Here is a 17,476-nt window from a genome sequence, read left to right on the forward strand (position 1 = left end):
TTGTTCATTCAGTCCTCGGACGTGAGGTGTGCGGGTCAAGCTCAGGCGGCACCACCACATCGGGGGCGACCAGATAGGGGGTGCGGCGCAGTTGGTAGACCCAGGCCAGCACCTGTGCCACAGCGGCAAACAGGGCGGCGGGGACTTCGCCTTCCAACTCCACATGGGTGTAGAGCGCGCGGGCCAGCGGCGGCGCTTGCAGCACCGGCACGCCCGACTCGCGCGCCAAGTCGCGGATCTTCAGTGCCAGCAAGTCAGCGCCCTTGGCCACCACGCGCGGTGCGCCCATGCTGCCTTCGTCGTACTTCAGGGCCACGGCATAGTGGGTCGGGTTCATCACCACCAAGTCCGCCGTGGGCACGGCCAGCAACATGCGCTTGCGGCCGATCTCGCGCATGCGCTGCTTGACCTTGGCCTTGACCTCTTGGTTGCCCTCGGCCTCCTTGAATTCCTGCTTCATATCCTGGTGGCTCATCTTCAGCCGGTTGGCATAGAGGTGGCGCTGCAGCGGCACATCAATGGCCGCCCAAACACCCAGCAGCAGCAGCAAAAATCCAAAGCCAGTGGCCATCGTGCCCGTCAGCGCCGCCACCGCCTGGGGCAGCGGCACCAAGAGCAACTGCGCCATGCTCTGCCAGTGGGCGCGCAGGTACAGCACCCCTACCGTGCCCAAGGCCGTGGCCAACACAATCACCTTGAGCACATCAATCAAATGGTCCTTGGCAAACATCCGCCCCAGCCCGGCCAAGGGGTTGAAGCGGCCAAAGCTGGGGGCCAGCGCCTTGAACGCCACATTCCAGCCTCCAGAGACCACGGCGCTCACCACGCCCATCAGCATCATCAGCAAACCCAGCGGCGCAATCACCCACAGACTTTTGACGCCCAGCGTGACCAACTGTTCGGTCATGGCCGAGGGCTGCATCACCTCGCGAGTGCCAAAGCGCAAGCTGCTGACCATGATTCCGCGCAGCCAATCCCCCAGCGGGGCTGCCACCGCCAGCAGCACAAAGCCGCCCGTTCCCAGGGCTGCAAAGTGCCCCAGGTCGCGCGAGCGCGCCACCTGGCCTTCGGCCCGGGCCTTGGCCAGCTTTTTAGGGCTGGCGGGTAAGTTGCGGTCTTGTGCGGAGTCATCCATGGTGTCAGCCATGTTGCCCCGGGGGGCGCCCGCACTTGAGCCAAAAAAGCAAGGCTTAGCCCGGCCATCTCCGACTGGCCTGTCAACGGCGGCCCGGCGGACTGCGCCCAGAATGTCGCCTAAGGTTCACATCAATAGTGACAAATTCACAGTTGCGGTCTGGCTTGCGGCAGTGACAATGCGCAGCACGATTTTTAGAGCCTCGGTGGGGAGACCGAGTACGCCATGAGCCATCGCTTGTTGCCAGACGGCGTCAGTGCCCAAGATGTGAGCGCAGAGTGCTTGGCCCGCATGGCCAGGCGCGAGTCCACCGGCCTTCAGAGCAATGTGCTGGGCATGGTCTTGGTGGTGCTCATCTTGGGTCAGAGCCACCCCCTCTGGCTGCTGGCCGGCTTTGTGGCCCTGCGACTGGCCGTTTTGGGCTATCTGCAAGTCCTCACGCGCCGAGTGCTGCGCCTCAGCCCAGCGGAGGCGATGTCCCTTGGGCTGGAACAACGCATGGTGACGGGCCTGGCCGCCAGCGGCTTGACCTGGGGCCTGCTGGTCTGGCTGCTGGCCGACATCCCCCACTGGGGATTGCAAGAACAACTGATGATGATGCTGCTGACGGTGACCTCAGCCATGGCACTCATCGTCACTGCTCATCTTGGGCGCGGCATGGTCGCCTTCAATATGGCGCTCTGGGTGGTTGCGGGAGCCCGCTTCCTGAGCGAGCCCCTGGCCACCAGTTGGCCCTTGCTGACCTCATTGGCCGTTTACATGGTGGTGCTGTGGCTGTTTGGCCGGCAGCTCCATGCCCAAGCGCGCGACGCCGTGATCGGCGACCTACGCAACCGCCACTTGGCCGCCGCCCTGGAAGACAGCAACGCCCAGTTGCATGCAGCGCTGGACCAAGCCATGGCCCTGGCCACCAAAGACCCGCTGACCCAGGCCTTGAACCGCCGCGCCTTTTTAGAGCGTGCCCAGTTGGAAGCTGCGGCCATGCAACGCGAAGGCTCCACGGCCAGCCTGCTGCTGTTGGACCTGGATCACTTCAAGGCCGTGAACGACCGCCACGGCCACGCCACGGGCGACGTGGTGCTGCAACAGGCCTGCGCCAGCGTCAAAGCCTGCCTGCGCGAGGTCGACGTACTGGCCCGTTGGGGCGGCGAAGAGTTTTTGCTGCTGCTGCCGCGCACCGAGCTGGCCGGCGCTCTTCAAGTGGCAGAGCGCATCCGCACCAGCCTAGAGCGGGCCCAACACCCTCAATGGCCCCCCGGCTTGGCACTCACCGCCTCCATCGGCATCGCTCCGTGGCCCTCCGCCCTGCCCGTAGAGCAGGCGATCAGCTTGGCCGACAAAGCGCTCTACCGCGCCAAGGGCATGGGGCGCAATCGGATTGATATTTGGCCGTGAGGTCCTTTTTTTGATGCGCTCTGCAGCCGGCAAAGCCGCCTCCCCTCACCGAAACTGATTCAACATCCGGTCCAGCGCCGCCAGAAACGGTGTTTGCAGCAAAGGCAGCATCATCATCATGCTGATCAGCCCCAAACCCATAGTGATGGGGAAGCCAATCGAGAAGATGTTGACCTGCGGGGCCACGCGGGAGATGACGCCCAGCACCACGTTGACGAACAGCAGCACCGCGATGATGGGCATGGCGATCCACAGGCCCATGCTGAAGATCTCTGCCCCCCAGGTGTGGGGCATGGTGGCGCGCAAAAAGGCAAAAGGCTCGGGACCCACCGGAAACACCGTCAGGCTCTGGACCACGGCATGGATGACCGTGAGGTGGCCGTTGAGCACGATGAACAAAAAGCCCACCAAGGTGGCATAGAAGCGGCCAATGGCCGTGCCTTGGCTGGCCAGCACCGGGTCAAAGAAGCCGGCAAAGTTCATGCCCATCTGCAGGCCCGAGACTTCGCCCGCAAACTCCAGCGCCGCAAAGATGATGCGCACGGAAAAGCCCAAGGACAGGCCGATCAAGAGCTGCTGCACCACCAAGAGCACGGCCATGGACGAATCCAGCGGCACAGGCTCAATCGGCGGGGCCACGCCTTGCGCGCAAAAGGCCACCATGAAGGCCAAGGCAATGCGCACCCGCGCCGGCACCACCCGCTGGCCCAGCACGGGCAAGACCTGCAGCAGTGCCAGCACGCGAATAAAGGGCCAGAGCACCGGGGTGACCCAGCCCAAGATTTGTGCCTCGGTGATGGTGATCATGAGCGACCGAGAACCTGAGAATCAGCCGCCCGCCGCCATCGGGATGGACAGCAGCATGCTGCGCAAATAGTCCACCAGCGTGGTCAGCATCCATGGGCCCATCACCGCCATCACGGCCACGGCCGCCAGCAGCTTGGGCACAAATGACAGCGTGGCTTCATTGATCTGCGTGGCCGCCTGGAACACGCTGACCAGCACCCCCACCACCAGCACCACGATCAACAAGGGGGCCGCCACCGTCAGCAGCATCATCAGGCCTTGCTGGCCGATGGTGAAAACTTGTTGGGATTCCATCTGCGCGTCCTTCAGGTGGCAAAACTGGCGGCCAAAGAACCCAGCAGCAGGTTCCAGCCATCCGCCAACACAAACAGCATCAGCTTGAAGGGCAGCGCCACCAACACCGGCGAGAGCATCATCATGCCCAGCGACATCAGCACGCTGGCCACAATCATGTCGATGATCAGAAACGGAATGAAGATCAGAAAGCCGATCTGAAACGCGGTCTTCAGCTCGCTGGTCACAAAGGCCGGCACCAGCACCCTGAACGGCACATCCTCACCCTTGATGGATTCGTCGATCTTGGCCAACTTGGCAAACAGCTGCACATCGGCCTGGCGGGTCTGCTTGAGCATGAACTCGCGCATCGGCACCTCGGCCTTGGCCAGGGCTTGGTCAAAGCCAATCTGGTTGGCTGAGTAGGGCTTCCAGGCCTGGTCGTAGACCTTGTCCAAGGTCGGTGACATCACGAAGAATGTGAGGAACAAGCTCAAGCCAATGATGACCTGGTTGGGCGGCGCCGCCTGGGTACCCAAGGCTTGGCGCAGCAGCGACAACACAATCACGATGCGGGTAAAGCCCGTCATGAGCAACACGACCGCAGGAAGAAACGACAGGGCCGTAAAGAACAGCAGGGTCTGGATGGGCACCGAGTAGCTGCTGCCCCCCGCGCCCTGCCCCACCATCAGCGGCAGGTTGGGCCCGGTAGGGGCCGTAGGCGCCACCGGCTGCGCCCCGGCCAAGGCAGGCAAGAAGACGACCGCCATCACAGCCAAGGTCACCCACAAGCGGCTGGGCTTATCGTGCATGGGGGCCTCCTGTGGGTTGCTCACCGCGCCAGCGCGAGATCATTTGCGCCACCGTCGGGGCTTGGGGGTTTTGTACGTCCAGCGGCACACTGGGTGGCGCATCCAGCGTGGCAATGGGGGTGATGCTTTCACCGCCCACGCCCAATACCAACCAGCGCTCGGTGCCGCCTTGCTGCAAGGACACCACCACCACACGCTGCGAGGGCGAGACCGATAAGGTGTCGACCAAGTTCAGCAGGCCGCGCTGGCCGGCACGCACGCCACCGGCACGGCGCACCAGCCACAGCACCACGGGGATCATGGCCACCACGCCGATGAAGGCGAGCAAAGGAGTCATGGCTTGGTTCATGGCTCAGACCCGGCTCAGGCGACGCATGCGCTCGCTGGGGGTGACGATGTCGGTCAGGCGGATACCGAACTTGTCGTTCACCACCACCACCTCGCCCTGGGCAATCAAGAAGCCGTTGACCAGCACATCCATGGGCTCGCCAGCCAAGGCATCCAGTTCCACCACCGAACCTTGCGCCAGTTGCAAGATGTTCTTGATGGGAATACGAGTGCGCCCCAGCTCCACGGTGAGTTGCACCGGAATGTCCAGGATCATGTTGATGTCATTGCCCGCACCGCCCACGCCACCCGTGGGCGTGAAGTTGGTGAAGGCGGCAGGCGAGACTTGCTCGGCAGCCTGCGTCACTTCGCTGGCAAAGCCTGAAGCGCCTCCCGAAGACCCTGAAGACCCGGTGGAGCCGGAGGACTCCTCCAGCGCCGCAGCCCAGGCTGCGGCCATATCGTCTTGGGCATTGTCATCAGCTGCCATGGTTGTCCCCCAACCAGCTCAATCCTTGGCCGGTCAACATGCGATCAATCTTGATGGCGTAGCGCCCTTCTGACGTGCCGTAATAGCAGTCAAACACCGGCACGCCATCGACCTTGGCCTGGATCAGCGGGTCCAGGTCCATCTCTACAAAGTCGCCGGCCTTCAGGGCCAGCAGTTGCTCCACCGTGGCGGGCGCGGTGCCCAACTCGGCCACCAGGTCCACATTGGCGGACTGGATCTGCTCCTTGAGCAAGTTCACCCAGCGGCGGTCCGGCTCGGTGGAATCGCCCTGGATGGACGAATACAACACGTCGCGGATCGGCTCCAGCGTGGAGTACGGAATGCAGAAGTGCAAGGCCCCCGAGACCTCGCCCACTTCAATGGTGAAGGAGGTGGCCACCACGATTTCACTGGGGGGGGCGACGTTGGCGAACTGCGGCTGCATCTCCGAGCGCTGGTAGTCCAGCTCCAGCGGGTAGATGCCGGCCCAGGCGCGCTTGTACTCGGCAATGATGACGCCGACCAAGCGCTCAATCACCCGCTGCTCGGTGGCCGAGAAATCACGCCCCTCGATGCGGGTGTGAAACTTGCCGTTGCCACCGAACAGCGAGTCGATCACCGAAAACACGATGCTGGGGTCGCAGACGATCAGGCCCGAGCCCCGCAGCGGCCGCACCGACACAATGTTGAAGTTGGTGGGCACCACGATCTCGCGCAAGAAGGCGCTGTACTTTTGCACCTTGATGCCGCCGATGGACACCTCGGGGCTGCGGCGAATCATGTTGAACAAGCCCACCCGGATGTTGCGGGCAAATCGCTCGCCGATGATCTCCATCGTCGGCATGCGCCCGCGCACGATGCGCTCTTGGCTGGCCAGGTCGTAGTTGCGTATGCCCCCGGTCGGGGCTTCTTCCTGCTCCAACTTCTGGCTTTCGCCGGTGATGCCCTGCAGCAAAGCATCCACTTCGTCTTGGGAGAGGATTTGCTGGTTCATGTATTGGCGTCTCTGGAGTGGGGCGGGTCAGATGAGCCGAATCACTGGATGATGAAGCTGGAGAACTGCACCGACTTGATGGGCGAGTCGTCAATGGTGTCGTACTGTCTGCGCTTCTTCTTGCCCGCTGCGGGGGCCTCTTCCACCTCGTCCTCGTCTTCCAGTTCAATGCCCATGGGCAGAACGGCTTCGCGCAAGATTTGGCGGGCTAACTTCTCTTTGCCTTCGACGGTGTGAAGGTCTTGAGAGGTCTTGTGGGCCAGCAGCATCAAGATGTTGTTGCGGATGGCCGGCATGTAGATCTTCAGGTCCTCCCCCGCCTTGGCATCTTCCACCTGAAAGGTCACGCCAATCTGGGCATAGCGGTCGGCCTCCCGGTCAGCCAGGTTCACCACAAAGGGGTCCAGGGGCACAAACACCGGCAGCACGGGCTTGTCGTCCTTTTTCTTCTCTTTCTTCTTTTCCTTCTTGGGCGCGGCATGGGCTGCGTCGCCGCCTTCTTCGGCGGCGGCGGCCTCGGCTTCGGCGGCCTTCTTCTTCATGTAGAACACGGCACCACCACCGCCCAAGGCCAGCACCAAGCCCACCACGGCGAGGATGATGATCAGCTTCTTTTTGCCCTTTTTGGGCGCGGCTTCGCCGTGCTCGGCGGCTGCTGCAGCGGGTGCGGACATCGCGGCTCCTTGTTCAAATCACGCCCTGGCCCACCCACCCATGCAGGCGGCACCAAAGCGCTGGACTGAAGCCATTATTGGGAGGAGCCCCCCGGCGCGATGCCCCGAAAAGCGGGGCAAAAGACAGCGAGGACGCGCCTCAGGCCACCAAGTCCACCAGGCTACGCGGGCGGCCCTGCGCCGGCACACGTTCCTGGGCCTCTGCTCCGTTGGCTGCGCCATCCGCCCGGCCAAAGGCCTGGGCCAGGGCCGCCAGGGCGGCCGAAGGCTGGCGCCCCGCGTCTTGCTGGGCTTGGCGTTGCGCACTGCCTTGATCAGACATGCCGGACCCCGCCAGTTGCACGCCCACATCGCCCAAGGCCTCCGCCAAGGAGGGCAGGGCCTGGGCCAAAGCCTCGCGGGTGCTGGTGACGTCGGCGCCAAGCTCGATCCGGGCCTGGCCGTCGCGCATCGCAATGCGCACTTCAATCGGACCGAGATCGCGCGGGTTCAACTCCAACTGAGCCATCTCCACGCCCTCAGCCACCCAAACGCTGAGCTGTGCGCCCAGCGCTGCGGTGAAGGCCACCGTCCCCGGTGTGTGTTCCAGTGTGGCTTGCGTCGGCACGGGCACTGCGGCGGCGGTCTCCACGGGCAGGGGGTTGGCGTTCAATCCCGCCATGGGCTCGGGCTGCGGCAAGGCCGCCGCCACGGGCTCGGCCAGCAGCGGCTGCGCCAGCGGACGCTCGGGCTTCTCTGTGCTGCGCTGAACAGCAGCGGCATCGAGCCCGGTGGCCGCCAGCAAGGCTTCACCAAAGCCCAAGGGCGCTTCGGTTTGCAGGCCCGCTTCCACGGCCTCAGGGCGCAGGCCAGGCTCAGCCCCCGCCGCGCCCCGTTGGGCGCGGGCTTGGGCCCCCAGGCGGGCGGCAAGGTCGCGAGCACGGTCACTCAAAAGGTTGGGCGCCGCCGTCAATGCAGCCTTGGGGCGCAGATCGGCAGACAGGTCCTCTGCGCCGAGTTGCAGCTTTTTGGGCAGCTTGCTCTTGTCGCTGGGCGGGTCATCACTCTGCTCGGCTTGATCCTGGCTGACCGTGGCCTCGTCGTCGGCCTTGTCCGAAGGCGCTGCGCTCACAGGTTTCTCGGGCGGCTCCGCTGAGTCAGCCTGGGCTTGCAGACGCAGGAGCTGGGCAAACTCGCTGCCGCTGGCTGGCGCGCTCCCCGTGCTGGTCTTGCGGGCCTGCGGCGCCGCTTTGTTCATGGGCGTCAGGGCTTCAGAAGGGGCGGTGGTGCTGAGGCTCATGGCATGTCCTTACATCGGGGCCAGGGTCAGGCCTGCGCGGCGCATGCGCTGTGCCGCCTCGTCACTGGCTTTTTGTTCGCGGCGCTGCACCACTTGCGTGGCGGCGCGTAAACGGCGGTCGATCAGGCGCTGCACGGTCGCCAGCTTGACCTCGCGCTGCTTGAGCCGCTCTCGCGCAGCAGCCACACGGGCGGCGTGGTTCTCCACCGTCGCTTGCTGCGCACCAATAGCCTGGTCCAAGCGCTCCACAAAGCCTTGGTAGCAGCGGATGATCTCAATGGGCGCAGCCTGCTTGAACTGGGCTGACCACCGCTCGCGGTATTCGCTGCGATAGGTTTCCAGCGCCTGCGCTTGGGCACCCGCCGCCTCGGCCTGGCGCACGGCCTCCTGCCATTGCATCAGGGCTTCGTCTCGGCGCTTGCGGTCTCGGTCTTCCAGCAATCGGAGTAGGGCAACGCGGTCCATGGCTTAGCTTTCAAAAGTCAGGGTTCAGGGCCAAGAGCTGGGCTCGGCAGGCGGCCAGCGGGGCGGCCTCATGCATGTCTTGTTGCAGCAAACGCACCAAGGCCGGGCGCACGCGCACGGCGGCGTCCAGCTCGGGGTCGCTGCCAGGGGTGTAGGCCCCCAGCTGGATCAAATCGTGCGCCTTGTTGTAGCGGGCCAGCCATTGGCGGGCTCGGCGAGCGCCCTCGATATGCTCGCGCGAGGCCACCGAGGTCATCACGCGGGAGATGGACTTCTCGACATCGATGGCCGGGAAGTGGCCGCTCTCGGCCAGCTCGCGGGAGAGCACGATGTGGCCGTCCAAGATGCCGCGCGCTGCATCGGCAATCGGGTCCTGCGGGTCGTCGCCCTCGGTCAGCACGGTGTAGAAGGCTGTGATGGAGCCCACGCCGTTCAGGCCATTGCCACTGCGCTCTACCAATTGCGGCAGCTTGGCGAAGCAGCTCGGCGGATAGCCCTTGGTGGCAGGTGGCTCACCAATGGCCAGGGCAATCTCGCGCTGGGCCATGGCATAGCGGGTCAGCGAGTCCATCAGCAAGAGCACATGCTGGCCCTTGTCGCGGTAATGCTCGGCAATGGCGGTGGCATAGCTGGCGCCTTGCATGCGCACCAGCGGCGGGGCATCGGCCGGGGCCGCCACCACCACGGCGCGCTGGCGGCCTTCTTCGCCAAGGATGTCTTCAATGAATTCTTTGACTTCACGGCCCCGCTCGCCGATCAGGCCGACCACGATCACATCTGCCGCGGTGTAGCGCGCCATCATGCCCAGCAGCACCGACTTGCCCACACCCGTGCCGGCAAACAGACCAATGCGCTGGCCCCGGCCTACAGTGAGCATGGCGTTGATGGCCCGCACGCCGGTGTCCAGCGGCTGGCGCACGGGGTCGCGGTCCATGGCGTTGATGGGGCGGCGCTGCATGGGCTCACGCAGCACGCGGGCCAGTGGGCCTTCGCGGTCCAGCGGCAAGCCGTGGGCGTCCACCACGCGGCCCAACAGGCCGTCGCCCATGGGCAAGTGCAAGCCCCGGTCTTCGCTGCGCCGCCAAGGGTGGTTTTCCACGCCCAGGCGCGGCGGCAAATGCGGCACCGGCAGCGGCACCACCTTGGCGCCACTGGCCAAGCCATGCACTTCACCGGTGGGCATCAAATAGGCGCGGTCACCACTGAAGCCCACGACCTCGGCGGTGATGGTCTCGGTGTCGCCGGGCACCGTCACGGCGCAGACTGCGCCCACAGGCACCCGCACGCCGGTAGCCTCCAGCACCAAGCCGGTGACGCGCACCAGCGAGCCCTGCATCTCCAGGGGTTGCGGCACGCTGGCGTAGTTTTGGATGTCGGCCAGGTAGCGGTCCCAGCGCTGGCTGCGTTCGTTGGTGGTGGCGCTCACAGTTCAGGCTCCAGCGAACCCAGGTCGGGCATCGGTTCTGTCTGTGCACCCTCTTGCTCAGCACGCTCCGCCGCCACAGGCTTCACGGGCTCGGTCCGGCCTGCCGCGGCACTGCCACGGGCCGCTGCCGGCGGTGCAGGAGTCGCCCAATCCAACGGCAAGCCAAACACGCCGGCGGCTTGCTGCCAGCGGCTTTCCACGCGGGCATCGACCTCGCCCATATCGGTTTCCACCACACAGCCGCCTCGGCTGAGCGCGGCATCCGCCAGCAGCAGCACTTTACGGGCACGCAAATCATCACCCGCGCCGGACTCGATCAAGGCCAAGTCTTGCGGGTGCATGCGCAGGCGCAAGTGTTGGGCCGTCAGCAGCACGGCAGACACGGCCTCGCGGGCCACTTGGGCCACCGCGTCAGGCCGCAGGGCCAGTTCGCTGCGCACCACTTGGCGCGCCAGGCGCAGGCTGGTGTCCAACACGGCATGGGCCATGCGGTCTTCCAATGCAGCAACATCGCTTTGAAACGCCGCCACCAAACTCGCCATCTCGGCGCTGGTTTGCTGTGCGAACTGGCGCTTGGCCGCTTCCAGGGCTTCAAGGCCATCGCGGTAGCCATTGTGGTAACCGGCTTGGCGGGCCTCTTCAATGCGGGCCAGCCACTCGTCGGTGGTGGGCGGCGGTGGCTCAGGCGGCTCAAGTGGTGCCTCGGGTTCAGGCTCCACCTTGGGGGCGCCAAAGCTGTCAGGGCGCCAGGCGGCAAAGCCTTTCAACTCCTCACGCGGGATGAAGCGCGCGTAAGGGTTGTGCGGACGGGCGGTGGTGTCGGACTCAGCCATCACAGGAAGTCATCCGCGCCACCAGAGGCCAACACGATCTGGCCTTCGTCGACCAGACGCCGCACGATCTTGAGCATCTCTTTCTGCTCGGCCTCGACCTCGGAGACACGCACCGGGCCACGGCCTTCCAAATCTTCCTTGAGGGTTTCGGCCGCACGGCTGGACATGTTCTTGAACACCTTCTCGCGCAGCTCGGGCGTGGCACCCTTGAGCGCCAGCACCAAGGATTCGCTCTGCACCTCTTTGAGCACGGCCTGGAAGCCCTTGTCGTCGAGCTTGCTGAGGTCGTCGAAGGTGAACATGTTGTCCATGATCTTCTGGGCCAGGTCGGCATCGGCTTCGCGGATGAAGTCCAAGGCCGAGGTCTCGACCGACGAGCCGCAGAGGTTGATGATCTCGGCCGCCGCTTTGACGCCGCCCAGCGAGGCCTTTTTGGTGCGATCGCCCCCTGCCAACACCTTGCTCATGACCTCATTCAGGTCCTTGAGCGCAGCGGGCTGAATGCCGTCCAGCGTGGCAATGCGGATCAGCACCTCGTTGCGCTGGCGCTCAGTAAAGACCTTGAGCACGGTCGAGACTTGGTCTTGGTCGAGGTGAACCAAGATGGCCGCAATGATCTGGGGGTGCTCATTGCGCAGCAACTCGGCCACTGAGGCACCGTCCATCCACTTCAGGCTTTCAATGCCGCTGTTGTCATCGCCTTGCAAGATGCGGTCGATCAACAAATTGGCTTTGTCTTCGCCCAGGGCTTTGCGCAGCACGTTCTTCACATAGGAGTCGGTGTCAGCGACCAGGATGTGTTGCTCCTGCGCCTCTTGGGTGAACTTGTCGAGCACCGTCTCCACCCGCTCGCGCGGGATGACCTTGAGCTTGGCAATCGTCTCGCCCAGCTTCTGAACTTCCTTGGGGCCGAGATGGCGAAAAACCTCAGCGGCTTCCTCCTCGCCCAAGGACATCAACAGAATCGCGGCGTTCTCTATGGTGTCGTCGGCCATCACTCTTTCCTTTTGCGCTCAGGCTCTAGGCCTCGCCATTGACCCAGTCGCGCACGATATTGGCCACGGCGTTCGGGTTCTCGCGGGCCAGCTTGCGCGCGGCTTCGAGCTTGGCGTTTTCTTTGGGGGCTTCCAGCGCGGGCAACTCGGTTTGGCCCTCTGCGCCGGGCAACTCTTGCACGTCATCGACCACCGCACTCAGGGCTGTAGCGTCAGACTTCTGCTCATCAGCAGACGGAGGTGGCGGCGTCAACGCTTGTTTCACGGCCGGGCGGATCACGCCAAAGATCAGACCCAAAGCCACCAGGGCCAAGGCCAGCGGCACTCCGGCCGCACGCATCAAGTCTTGCGCCCAAGGCTGCTTCCACAGCGGCACGGCGTCGGGCTCAACGGGCGCTTCAATCTTGAAGGGGGCATTGATCACCTTGACGGAGTCGCCACGCTCTTTGTTGAAGCCAATCGCTTCTTGCACCAAGGCGGTCAGCTTGTCCAACTCTTCTTGGGGCAGCGGCACGGTGCTGGTTTTGCCCTTGGCATCGGTGGTCGTGCGGTGGTTGACCACCACGGCCGCATTGATGCGCTTGATCGCACCGGTGGCGTTACGGGTCACCTTGACTGTCTTGTCGACCTCAAAGTTGGTGACGTTTTCACGCCGCGCGCCACCACCTGCCGCACCCATCTGGGCCGGCTGCAAGGGAGCCGACGCGCCATTGATGGGGGCCTGGGCGGCTTGCGGCGGCTGATTGGTGGCCGCACCGGGCACGCCAGAGGGTGCCGCTTGGCCAGGCTGGGTGGACTCCAGCGTTTGCTGGCTGCGCACGGCGGCAGGCTGGTCGCCTTGGTTGGGGCGATATTGCTCAGAGGTGGCTTCGCTCTGGCTGAAGTCGATGTCGGCGGTCACGGTGGCGCGCAGGTTGTCACGGCCCACCACAGGCTCCACGATCTCACGCACCCGCTTCAAGTAGCTGTCTTCAATCTGACCGACGTAGCGCAATTGCTGTTCGTCCAGGCTCTTGGCGGCGTCTTCGCCGGGGCCGCTGAGCAGGCCACCGCGCTGGTCCAGCACGCTGACGGCCTTGGGGTTGAGTTCAGGCACGCTGGATGAGACCAAGTGCACGATGCCCGCCACTTGCGCACGGTCAAGAGAACGCCCCGGATGCAGCGTCAGCATCACACTGGCGCTGGGCTTTTGTTGCTCGCGGAAAAAGCCGTTCTGGTTGGGCAGGCCCAGATGCACACGGGCCTCTTCCACACCGTCGAGTTTGCTGATGGTGCGCACCAGCTCGCCCTCCAAGGCGCGCTGCATCATCACCCGCTCTTGGCGGTCGGTTTGGCCCAGGCGAGGGTTGTCCAGCAGCTCATTGCCGGCCACCACTGACTTGGGCAGCCCGGCCGTGGCCAGCTTCATGCGTACTTCATGCAAGCGGTCAGCCGGCACCAGCAAGGCTTGGCCGCCTTCGCCGTGGCGATAAGGCACGTTCAGGGCAGAGAGTTGCGCCACCACGGCACCGGCGTCTTTGTCCGACAAGTTGACGAACAAGACCTTCCAGTCGCCTTGGTTGGCCCAGAGGCTGACCGCCACCACCACAGCCGCCAGCGCGGCCACGCCAAGGCCAAGCTTCATGCGTGTGGCCATGGGCAAGGCGCCCAGCTTGGCCATCACACCGCTCGGTGCTTCAGCAGGAACAAGGGGAGTCGGGACAGTGAGTTGATCCATGTGTGCAGCCATGAGCGCAAGACAAGCCCCGCGCTATAGGGGTATGGCCACATTGTTGGCGCGCTCCTCGTGCTTGCATGGCCGCAAAAGCCGCCCATTCCCCAGACATCTCGGGTCTATATCCGGACGAACCCTTGCCTATGATCCATGCCATCCCCCCAAGGAGGGCCTACCATGGACGTCAAGCTCAAACCCTTTGATTTCGCGCAAGCCGCTGCCCGTGCCGGGCTGTCGGTAGACGGCACACCGCTGGCCAAAACCCGCGCGCCCGCCGGCCCCGCCGCGACAGAAGGTGGCAACTTCCAGTCAGCGATGACGCAGGCCTTGAAGTCGGTCAGCGCACAGCAGCTGACCTCTCAGCGCATGCAGCGCGAGCTGCAACTGGACAACCCCTCGGTGAGCCTGGAAGACACCATGATCGCGATGCAAAAGTCGCAGATCGGCTTCCAAGCCACGGTGTCGGTGCGCAACCGCATGGTGCAGGCTTACACCGACATCATGAACATGCAGGTCTGACGCCAGCACCGCAGACAAAGGCCTGCGAAGCTGGCGCTCAATCCAGCGACATCATCCGACGCCGCTTTTGGGTCTGGTCGATGTAGTGCAACAGCACGCGCTGCGCATCAGCGTCCATGTTCAGCAACTCGCAGCCCAGGCGCACGCCTTGAGCCTGCGGCTGAACCGAGGTGATGTGGTGGATCAGCAGACTGGCCTTGATCTCGGTGTCCGAGTCCAGCTCCAACTTGATACCGTTGATCAAGGACCCCGGCTCTACCGAGGGCAGATCATTGGGCATGAACAGGGCGCAGCCGCCTGCGCTCAAGTCCAAGACCCGCAACTCCAACTGCACATCGGGCATGGCCGGATGGCGGAAGCTGGCTGTTGGCGCGGTGCGCTCCAGCGTGCGCACACGATAGGCGCTGCGACGTTGGAAGCGGAACATCTCTCGCGGCATCATGGCCTGCATCACGCAGCTCTGGTTGCCGTGCACCAACATGCGGTCGAACACGTCGAACTGCAGCTTGACCTGCTCTAAGTAGCAGACGGCCACCGCCTCATCGGCCTCAATGAGGCGGTGAATGGAGGGCGAGAGCAAGTCGGCCGAGAAAGAGATCTTCTCGCGGTTGCTGTCCACGGCCCAGAGCTGGGCGGTGTGCGCACTGCCGTCAGAGCCACTGATGATGACCGGAATGCTGCGGTCCATCACCGACTTCAACAGGCTACGGATCTGCGCCACTCCCGTCACCCGAAACGTATCCAACTCGGGCAGGGGCATGGCTTCCAGTTCGGCGGGGCGGGTGTCGGTAAAGTTCATCATGGCAGGCTCCAACACACGCTCAGTGCAAGACCTTGGGGCGGCCGTTCATCATTTGATCCAGGTCTTCCAGCCAGGGCTCGGCCAGGTGCCGGATCTCGGCATCGTTGAGCAAGATGCGTTGCATGATCTTCGACTTGGCCTTGGCCTCTTCGGCGCGCAAGGCGTCGTTCTGCGCGGCGCTCTTGAGTTGCGAGATCAAGACGGCGCAGGCGCCCTCGAGCTTGACCACCTCGTCCCAGTTGCCGGTGCGCGCGGCCTCCAGCATTTCTGCGCTGGCACGTTCGATGGCTTCGTAGTAGTTCAACAGCGTGGTACTCATGGCTGTAGGTCCCGAATGCGGATTGAGTTCAGTGCGTTCCATGATCCACCTGATCTTTGATGTCTCGCCAGGCTAGGCGAAGGGGCTCGATCAAGCTCACGCATTCGTCCAGGATGGCCTCGTCATTGCGGAGGTTGGCCAAGGTCAAACGCATGGTCACGTATTGGTAGAGCATCTGCAGGTCTTGCGCCAGCGTGCCGCCGTCCGTCAAGTTCAAGCCCGCTTTCAGGCCCTCGTCAACGATGCGCGCCGCACGGCCGATGCAGCGGCCCTTGCGCTCGATCTCACCGTCGCGCATGGCACCGCGTCCCTGCGCGATCGCCTCCATATAGCCATCAAACAGCATCATGATCAGCTGGTGCGGAGAAGCGCCTTGCACCGCCGTCTCGACGCCAACTCGGCGGTAGGCCATGGCCATCGCATTGGGGCGCCCGAAGGCTGAATTCATAGTGGGATTGAACATCTGTGGTGTGGAAGTAAGGCTGATACAACCGTTGAGAAGTTATCGACCCTGCCCCGGCGCACTTGAGAGCCGCACAAAGCCTGGAAAGCCCTGAATTGCATGGGGAATTCCCGCAGCCTGCCCACTGCTCCAGGATCTCGACACCAGCCTCTCAAAATGCCACAAGGCGCCCTGGGGCGCCTTGCGTTGAGCCGCACTCAGCCGTGCGGGAACTAGGTCACATTCGCGGCTCAAGCACTGGTGTTTAGCGAGCTGAGCTGCTGCGTCACATACTGCTGCAGCGCTGAGAGACGGCTCATCTGCGTGTCCAAGGACTGATAGCGGGCACGCAGGTTTTCTTCCTTGCTGGTCAGGCGATCTTCCATGTCGGTTTTCTTCAAACCCAGGCGCGAGATGTTCTTTTGCAGGTATTGGCCGCGCACTTCCAAGCTGCCCTCAAACGACAGCACACGGTCACCCACATCGCGGAAGCGGTCCATGAAGCCCGAGTTGGCCGAGCTGCTGCCATCCGTGGCCAGCAGCTTGCGCAGCTCGTCCGGCTTGGCCAGGGCCGCCGTCAGTTCGGTGGACTTGGTCTCCAAGGTGCCGTCCTGCTTCATCACGATGCCGATCTGGCTCAGTGCCGACCACTGGCTGGAGGTAGAGCTGCTTTCATTGATCACACTGCGCAGCTGCCATTGCAAGTCCACCGCTGAGCGGTCCCCTTGCAGCGGCCCGCCTTTCATGACCACATTGGTGTTGCCTGCCGACGTGGTGGAACTACCCGTCGCAGCCTCTACCTTGGTTTGGTCGCGCAGGTAGACGGCCATTTCGTTGTAGGCCTTGATGAACTCATCAATGCTGGTCTTGATGCTGGCCGTGTCCTGGCTGGTCACCAGCTCGACCGGCGTGGCGTTGACCTTGCTGACCGTCACCGTCAAGCCATCAGCCACTTCGGCAAAGGTGTTGGTGGTGGAGTTCACCACGATGCCGTTGATGGTGGCTTGTGCATTGGCCGAGCGTTGGTTCAAGGCCATGGGCGAAGTCAGGGTCGTCGCGTTGAAGGCCAAGGCGCTCAGGCCCGTGCCTGGGGCACCGTCGTCCGTGGTCTCGGCTGCGGTGATGCGAAAGCCATTCACCTCGCCAGTGGCGGTGGAGCGCAACGAGAGCCGGGCCCCATTGGCGTCGTTCACGATGGACGCCGTGACACCTGCACCGGCCGCATTGATCTTGTCGCGAATGGCCGACAGCGAGGTCTCGCCGGCGCCAATGTTGATGGTCACTGGCGTGGCACCCGGCTTGGCCGTGAAGCCGGTGGCCGGTGTGCCTGAACCTTGATAGCTGCCCAGCTCAATGGTCAAGCTGCCCTCATTCAGCGTAGCGCTGCTGTTGGCAAACTGGCCCGAGGTGATGGTTTGTGCCGCCGCCAAAGACTGCACCGTGACAGAGTAGCGCCCGGCCGGTGAATTGGCCGCCGCGCTGGCAGAGACTGAAGTGGCATCCGAGGTGCTGACCGCCATCTTGCCCCAGGCTGTGGTCGAGGTCAGTGCAGCGGCCTTGTCGCGCATGGCCGCCACCAGGCTCTTGAGCTTGCCGATGGAGGACATCTTGGTGTTGAGCCCATCGATCTGGGTTTGCACCAGGCTGATGGGCCGGCGCTCGACGGCCATGAGCGAGGACACGATGCCCTCAGCGTCAAGTCCGCTACCCACGCCGAGTGAGGTGATGGCTGGCATGTCAAAGCTCCGGTTGCATACGTGGTTGTCGGCCTCGGG

The 17,476-nt window shown here is 63.9% G+C and carries 20 protein-coding genes; 2 read left to right on the forward strand and 18 right to left on the reverse strand.

Going from position 1 to position 17,476, the window contains the following annotated elements; all coding sequences use genetic code 11:
* Positions 1-4: 4 nt before the first annotated feature.
* The gene (locus ACIQ3Q_RS14905; protein WP_396269928.1) at positions 5-1,135 is read right to left on the reverse strand and encodes a flagellar biosynthesis protein FlhB; all 1,131 of its coding nucleotides are present in this window, start codon (positions 1,133-1,135) and stop codon (positions 5-7) included.
* A gap of 225 nt (positions 1,136-1,360) precedes the next feature.
* On the opposite strand from ACIQ3Q_RS14905, the gene ACIQ3Q_RS14910 reads away from it, so the two are divergent.
* Positions 1,361-2,530, forward strand: a complete 1,170-nt coding sequence (locus ACIQ3Q_RS14910) for a GGDEF domain-containing protein (RefSeq protein WP_396269929.1) — start codon at positions 1,361-1,363, stop codon at positions 2,528-2,530.
* A 45-nt stretch (positions 2,531-2,575) separates the two neighbouring features.
* On the opposite strand, the gene fliR is transcribed toward ACIQ3Q_RS14910, so the two are convergent.
* From fliR to fliF, 13 genes are all read right to left on the reverse strand, one after another.
* Positions 2,576-3,337 (reverse strand): flagellar biosynthetic protein FliR, encoded by a 762-nt coding sequence (fliR, locus tag ACIQ3Q_RS14915; RefSeq protein WP_396269930.1) that lies wholly within the window; start codon positions 3,335-3,337, stop codon positions 2,576-2,578.
* A 21-nt stretch (positions 3,338-3,358) separates the two neighbouring features.
* Positions 3,359-3,631 carry a flagellar biosynthesis protein FliQ gene (gene fliQ / locus ACIQ3Q_RS14920; protein WP_396269931.1) on the reverse strand — a complete coding sequence of 91 codons (273 nt, stop codon included), beginning with the start codon at positions 3,629-3,631 and terminating at the stop codon, positions 3,359-3,361.
* 11 nt (positions 3,632-3,642) lie between these two features.
* Positions 3,643-4,422 carry a flagellar type III secretion system pore protein FliP gene (gene fliP, locus ACIQ3Q_RS14925; protein ID WP_396269932.1) on the reverse strand — a complete coding sequence of 260 codons (780 nt, stop codon included), beginning with the start codon at positions 4,420-4,422 and terminating at the stop codon, positions 3,643-3,645.
* Positions 4,412-4,759: a FliO/MopB family protein gene (locus tag ACIQ3Q_RS14930; RefSeq protein WP_396269933.1), complete on the reverse strand. Its 348-nt coding sequence runs from the start codon at positions 4,757-4,759 to the stop codon at positions 4,412-4,414. The genes fliP and ACIQ3Q_RS14930 overlap by 11 nt, the downstream gene beginning before the upstream one ends.
* A gap of 15 nt (positions 4,760-4,774) precedes the next feature.
* The gene (fliN, locus tag ACIQ3Q_RS14935; RefSeq protein ID WP_396269934.1) at positions 4,775-5,239 is read right to left on the reverse strand and encodes a flagellar motor switch protein FliN; all 465 of its coding nucleotides are present in this window, start codon (positions 5,237-5,239) and stop codon (positions 4,775-4,777) included.
* A complete protein-coding gene (gene fliM / locus ACIQ3Q_RS14940; RefSeq protein ID WP_396269935.1) occupies positions 5,229-6,233 on the reverse strand; it encodes a flagellar motor switch protein FliM in 1,005 nt (334 codons plus the stop codon). The genes fliN and fliM overlap by 11 nt, the downstream gene beginning before the upstream one ends.
* Before the next feature lie 41 nt (positions 6,234-6,274).
* Positions 6,275-6,907: a flagellar basal body-associated protein FliL gene (gene fliL / locus ACIQ3Q_RS14945; RefSeq protein WP_396269936.1), complete on the reverse strand. Its 633-nt coding sequence runs from the start codon at positions 6,905-6,907 to the stop codon at positions 6,275-6,277.
* 139 nt (positions 6,908-7,046) lie between these two features.
* Positions 7,047-8,186 (reverse strand): flagellar hook-length control protein FliK, encoded by a 1,140-nt coding sequence (locus ACIQ3Q_RS14950; RefSeq protein WP_396269937.1) that lies wholly within the window; start codon positions 8,184-8,186, stop codon positions 7,047-7,049.
* A gap of 9 nt (positions 8,187-8,195) precedes the next feature.
* Positions 8,196-8,651, reverse strand: coding sequence for a flagellar export protein FliJ (gene fliJ, locus ACIQ3Q_RS14955; RefSeq protein ID WP_396269938.1), 456 nt, complete (start codon positions 8,649-8,651; stop codon positions 8,196-8,198).
* Positions 8,652-8,661: 10 nt separating this feature from the next.
* Positions 8,662-10,077, reverse strand: a complete 1,416-nt coding sequence (gene fliI, locus ACIQ3Q_RS14960; RefSeq protein WP_396269939.1) for a flagellar protein export ATPase FliI — start codon at positions 10,075-10,077, stop codon at positions 8,662-8,664.
* Positions 10,074-10,910 carry a FliH/SctL family protein gene (locus ACIQ3Q_RS14965; protein ID WP_396269940.1) on the reverse strand — a complete coding sequence of 279 codons (837 nt, stop codon included), beginning with the start codon at positions 10,908-10,910 and terminating at the stop codon, positions 10,074-10,076. The genes fliI and ACIQ3Q_RS14965 overlap by 4 nt, the downstream gene beginning before the upstream one ends.
* The gene (gene fliG, locus ACIQ3Q_RS14970) at positions 10,910-11,905 is read right to left on the reverse strand and encodes a flagellar motor switch protein FliG (RefSeq protein WP_396269941.1); all 996 of its coding nucleotides are present in this window, start codon (positions 11,903-11,905) and stop codon (positions 10,910-10,912) included. The genes ACIQ3Q_RS14965 and fliG overlap by 1 nt, the downstream gene beginning before the upstream one ends.
* Before the next feature lie 25 nt (positions 11,906-11,930).
* Positions 11,931-13,622 (reverse strand): flagellar basal-body MS-ring/collar protein FliF, encoded by a 1,692-nt coding sequence (fliF, locus tag ACIQ3Q_RS14975; RefSeq protein ID WP_396269942.1) that lies wholly within the window; start codon positions 13,620-13,622, stop codon positions 11,931-11,933.
* A gap of 174 nt (positions 13,623-13,796) precedes the next feature.
* Between fliF and fliE the strand changes: the two genes are divergently transcribed.
* Positions 13,797-14,138, forward strand: a complete 342-nt coding sequence (fliE, locus tag ACIQ3Q_RS14980; RefSeq protein ID WP_396269943.1) for a flagellar hook-basal body complex protein FliE — start codon at positions 13,797-13,799, stop codon at positions 14,136-14,138.
* A gap of 37 nt (positions 14,139-14,175) precedes the next feature.
* On the opposite strand, the gene ACIQ3Q_RS14985 is transcribed toward fliE, so the two are convergent.
* The 4 genes from ACIQ3Q_RS14985 to fliD form a co-directional block, all read right to left on the reverse strand.
* Positions 14,176-14,940, reverse strand: coding sequence for a flagellar brake protein (locus ACIQ3Q_RS14985; protein WP_396269944.1), 765 nt, complete (start codon positions 14,938-14,940; stop codon positions 14,176-14,178).
* A 19-nt stretch (positions 14,941-14,959) separates the two neighbouring features.
* Positions 14,960-15,259, reverse strand: a complete 300-nt coding sequence (locus ACIQ3Q_RS14990; protein ID WP_396269946.1) for a flagellar protein FliT — start codon at positions 15,257-15,259, stop codon at positions 14,960-14,962.
* A gap of 28 nt (positions 15,260-15,287) precedes the next feature.
* Positions 15,288-15,707 carry a flagellar export chaperone FliS gene (fliS, locus tag ACIQ3Q_RS14995; protein WP_396269947.1) on the reverse strand — a complete coding sequence of 140 codons (420 nt, stop codon included), beginning with the start codon at positions 15,705-15,707 and terminating at the stop codon, positions 15,288-15,290.
* Positions 15,708-15,952: 245 nt separating this feature from the next.
* Positions 15,953-17,437 (reverse strand): flagellar filament capping protein FliD, encoded by a 1,485-nt coding sequence (fliD, locus tag ACIQ3Q_RS15000; RefSeq protein WP_396269948.1) that lies wholly within the window; start codon positions 17,435-17,437, stop codon positions 15,953-15,955.
* Positions 17,438-17,476 lie beyond the last annotated feature (39 nt).

It is taken from the genome of Ideonella sp. (genome assembly GCF_044358605.1).
In the GTDB taxonomy this organism is placed as follows: domain Bacteria; phylum Pseudomonadota; class Gammaproteobacteria; order Burkholderiales; family Burkholderiaceae_C; genus Ideonella.

Excerpts from the sequence above, each read along its gene's own strand:
- ACIQ3Q_RS14905 (WP_396269928.1), bottom strand. The coding sequence starts at position 1,135 with ATGGATGACTCCGCACAAGACCGCAACTTACCCGCCAGCCCTAAAAAG.
- ACIQ3Q_RS14910 (WP_396269929.1), top strand. The coding sequence starts at position 1,361 with ATGAGCCATCGCTTGTTGCCAGACGGCGTCAGTGCCCAAGATGTGAGC.
- fliR (WP_396269930.1), bottom strand. The coding sequence starts at position 3,337 with ATGATCACCATCACCGAGGCACAAATCTTGGGCTGGGTCACCCCGGTG.
- fliQ (WP_396269931.1), bottom strand. The coding sequence starts at position 3,631 with ATGGAATCCCAACAAGTTTTCACCATCGGCCAGCAAGGCCTGATGATG.
- fliP (WP_396269932.1), bottom strand. The coding sequence starts at position 4,422 with ATGCACGATAAGCCCAGCCGCTTGTGGGTGACCTTGGCTGTGATGGCG.
- ACIQ3Q_RS14930 (WP_396269933.1), bottom strand. The coding sequence starts at position 4,759 with ATGACTCCTTTGCTCGCCTTCATCGGCGTGGTGGCCATGATCCCCGTG.
- fliN (WP_396269934.1), bottom strand. The coding sequence starts at position 5,239 with ATGGCAGCTGATGACAATGCCCAAGACGATATGGCCGCAGCCTGGGCT.
- fliM (WP_396269935.1), bottom strand. The coding sequence starts at position 6,233 with ATGAACCAGCAAATCCTCTCCCAAGACGAAGTGGATGCTTTGCTGCAG.
- fliL (WP_396269936.1), bottom strand. The coding sequence starts at position 6,907 with ATGTCCGCACCCGCTGCAGCAGCCGCCGAGCACGGCGAAGCCGCGCCC.
- ACIQ3Q_RS14950 (WP_396269937.1), bottom strand. The coding sequence starts at position 8,186 with ATGAGCCTCAGCACCACCGCCCCTTCTGAAGCCCTGACGCCCATGAAC.
- fliJ (WP_396269938.1), bottom strand. The coding sequence starts at position 8,651 with ATGGACCGCGTTGCCCTACTCCGATTGCTGGAAGACCGAGACCGCAAG.
- ACIQ3Q_RS14965 (WP_396269940.1), bottom strand. The coding sequence starts at position 10,910 with ATGGCTGAGTCCGACACCACCGCCCGTCCGCACAACCCTTACGCGCGC.
- fliG (WP_396269941.1), bottom strand. The coding sequence starts at position 11,905 with ATGGCCGACGACACCATAGAGAACGCCGCGATTCTGTTGATGTCCTTG.
- fliF (WP_396269942.1), bottom strand. The coding sequence starts at position 13,622 with ATGGATCAACTCACTGTCCCGACTCCCCTTGTTCCTGCTGAAGCACCG.
- fliE (WP_396269943.1), top strand. The coding sequence starts at position 13,797 with ATGGACGTCAAGCTCAAACCCTTTGATTTCGCGCAAGCCGCTGCCCGT.
- ACIQ3Q_RS14985 (WP_396269944.1), bottom strand. The coding sequence starts at position 14,940 with ATGATGAACTTTACCGACACCCGCCCCGCCGAACTGGAAGCCATGCCC.
- ACIQ3Q_RS14990 (WP_396269946.1), bottom strand. The coding sequence starts at position 15,259 with ATGAGTACCACGCTGTTGAACTACTACGAAGCCATCGAACGTGCCAGC.
- fliS (WP_396269947.1), bottom strand. The coding sequence starts at position 15,707 with ATGAATTCAGCCTTCGGGCGCCCCAATGCGATGGCCATGGCCTACCGC.
- fliD (WP_396269948.1), bottom strand. The coding sequence starts at position 17,437 with ATGCCAGCCATCACCTCACTCGGCGTGGGTAGCGGACTTGACGCTGAG.